The sequence below is a fragment of the Solimicrobium silvestre genome (assembly GCF_002976435.1).
Classification (GTDB): Bacteria; Pseudomonadota; Gammaproteobacteria; order Burkholderiales; family Burkholderiaceae_D; genus Solimicrobium; species Solimicrobium silvestre.
Window position 1 is genome coordinate 1 of record NZ_PUGF01000052.1, and the last position, 3,480, is coordinate 3,480.

The 3,480-nt window shown below is 53.7% G+C and carries 1 protein-coding gene; it reads left to right on the forward strand.

The window, feature by feature from the left end; genetic code table 11:
- Nucleotides 1-3,480 (forward strand): beta strand repeat-containing protein (locus S2091_RS24190; RefSeq protein WP_165795088.1); only part of this gene is annotated, 3,480 nt, incomplete at both ends.

The window sequence follows — 3,480 nt, forward strand, 5'->3', positions numbered from 1 at the left end:
GTAATGGCATGACCGACATGCTGGAAATCCAGCATGTCGGCGATGGAACGGCGGTCGCCACAGAATGGATTGCGGCGCAGAACGGGTATACCCAGGGACCGTCGACAGTACTGGGCAAATGGGTGGCGGGTACGCTATATCAGTTTGGGCAAACATCCGCTGGAACTGGCAATGCACTGATTGAAATTCAAAATGTGAATGGGCAGACCGTTGCCACCCGCTGGGTAGTGGGCGCGACGGGTTTAACGCAAGAAGATCAAACGACATTGGGCGTCTGGTCGGCCAGCAATGCCTTTCAATACGGCGATGTGACCGGGACAGGCGAACTGGATCTAATGGAAGTCGCGCCGACAGGAACCGAGAGTGTGACGGTGACGCGTTGGATTGCTGGGGCGACTGGTGCCGGATTTGCTCAAGGTGCCAGCCTTAACCTGACGGATACGTCCGGTGGTGGTGGATTTATTTCTCCGATTGCCTTGCAAGATGTCAGTGGGACGGGATACTTGTCGTTGGTGATACCGTGGACAGTATCCGGTAACTACTACTTGTTTGATCAAGTGAATGTCGGTAACGCTGGCACACTGACCTCGGTGAGCAGTGGTCTGAATAGATGGAATTACGTCGGTTCGACCATTAGCACTGTCTATGCGCAATTCAGTTTAAGTAACGACCCCAACACCAACGGGAAAGGGATGGGCTTCGTTTTTGAAAATACGAGCGGAAAGGTGAGTTTCAACACGGTCATACCGAGCACGGGTGCGATGATTAGCGTATCACTGGGTACGCCACAGTTGAACCAACAATTTTTAGCTGGTGATGTGACGGGTAATGGCTGTTCTGATTTAGTGCAGATCTGGGAGAACGGGCAGGGTCAGGCTGTCGCCAGTGTGTGGTATTCGAATGCGCAAGGAACTGCGTATACCCAGGGTGCGACTACGGTGTTGGGTGTATGGCAACCGGGAGCAACGTACCAACTGGCGGATGCGAATGGTGATGGTCGCGCTGACATCGTGGCGAGCTGGATAGCTGCGAATGGCAGCGCCGTCGTGAGCACCTGGTATAGCACCGGAACAGGATTTAGCCAGAACGGCAATTGGATTGCGGACACTCAAGCGGTAATGGGTAATTTCACGGGTAACGGCATGACTGACATGTTGGAAATCCGGCATGCAGCGGACGGCACGGCGATCGCCACAGAATGGATAGCGACACAGAGCGGCTATACCCAAGGACCGTCGACGGTTTTGGGGCAATGGGTGGTGGGTATGCAATACCAGTTTGGGCAAACATCCGCCGGAACCGGTAATTCGCTGGTTGTCATTCAGGACTTGAATGGACAAACCGTGGCCACGCGTTGGACAGTGGGCGCGACGGGGTTGACGAAATCAGATCAAACGACGTTAGGCCGTTGGTCAGTGAATAATAGCTTCCAATATGGCGACGTGACCGGGACGGGCGAACTGGATCTGATGGAAGTGTCGTCGACAGGAGCTGATAGTGTGACGGTGACTCGTTGGATTGCTGGGGCGACTGGTGCCGGATTTACGCAAGGTGCCAGCCTTAACCTGACGGATACGTCCGGTGGCGGCGGATTTCTCTCGCCGATTGCCTTGCAAGATGTCAGCGGAACAGGACACCTGTCGTTGGTGATACCGTGGACAGTATCTGGTAACTACTACTTGTTTGATCAAGTGAATGTCGGCAGCGCTGGCACACTGACCTCGGTGAGTAGTGGCCTGAATAGATGGAATTACGTCGGTTCGACCATTAGCACTGTCTATGCTCAATTCAGTTTAAGTAATGACCCCAACACCAGCGGAAAAGGGATGGGCTTCGTTTTTGAAAATACGAGCGGAAAGGTGAGTTTCAACACGGTCATACCGAGCACGGGTGCGATGATTAGCGTATCACTGGGTACGCCACAGTTGAACCAACAATTTTTAGCTGGTGATGTGGATGGTAATGGGCGTACTGATTTAGTGCAGATCTGGGAGAACGCTCAGGGGCTGGCGGTCGCGAGTGTGTGGTATTCGAATGCGCAAGGGAGTGCGTATACCCAGGGAGCGAATACGGTGCTGGGTGCATGGCAAGCGGGCGCAACATACCAGTTGGCAAATGTCAGTAGCGATGGTCGTGCCGCGATTGTGGCGACCTCAATCGCCGCGAACGGCAGCTTGAATATTAGTACGTGGTATAGCACCGGTAGTGGCTTCGGTCAGAACGGTAATTTGAGTGCGGACACTCAAACGGTGATGGGTAATTTTACGGGTAATGGCATGGCTGACATGCTGGAAATCCAGCATGCGGCGGATGACACGGCGATTGCGACAGAATGGATTGCGACGCAGAGTGGGTACACCCAAGGATCGTCGACAGTACTGGGCCAATGGGTGGCGGGTACGCAATACCAGTTTGGTCAAACCTCCGCCGGAATCGGCAATGCGCTGGTTGTCCTTCAGGATGTGAATGGACAAACCGTGGCGACGCGTTGGGTAGTAGACGCGTCGGGACTAACGCAAGAAGATCAAACGACATTGGGAATCTGGTCGGCCAACAACACCTTTCAATATGGCGATTTGACCGGAACGGGCGAACTGGATCTGATGGAAGTCGCGCCGACAGGAACCGAGAGTGTGACTGTGACGCGTTGGATTGCAGGAGCGACTGGCAGCGGATTTACGCAGGGCGTCAGCCTAAACCTGACGGACCCTGAAGGTGGTAACGGCGGATTTATTTTCCCGATTGCCTTGCAAGATGTCGGCGGCACAGGATACCTGTCGTTGGTGATCCCGTGGACGTATTCCACTTCATACTACAGTTTTGACCAAGTGAGCGTCAGCAGCACTGGTGCACTGGCTGCGGTGAGTAGCGGTTTGACTGGACTTAGATCTACCAGTGCGACTATTAGTACCGTCTACGCGCAATTCAATTTAAGCAATGACCCCAACACCGCCGGAAAAGGGATGGGCATCGTTTATGAAAATACGAGCGGTACGGTAAGTTTCGAGGCGCTCATACCAAGTACAGGTGCGATGATTAGCGTATCGCTGGGTACGCCACAGTTGAACCAGCAATTCTTAGCCGGTGATGTGACGGGTAATGGCCGTTCTGATTTAGTGCAAATTTGGGAAAATTCTCAAGGTCAGGCGGTTGCCAGTGTGTGGTATTCAAATACGCAAGGAACTGCGTATACCCAAGGTGCGACTACGGTGCTGGGCGCATGGCAACCAAGTACGGCGTACCAACTGGCGAATGCGAATGGTGATGGTCGTGCCGCGATTGTGGCGACTTCAATCGCGGCAAACGGCAGCTTGAATATTAGTGCATGGTATAGCACCGGCAGTGGCTTCAGTCAGAACGGCAATTGGAGTGCGGACACCCAAACGGTGATGGGTAATTTCACGGGTAATGGCATGACCGACATGCTGGAAATCCAGCATGTCGGCGATGGAACGGCGGTCGCCACAGAATGGATTGCGG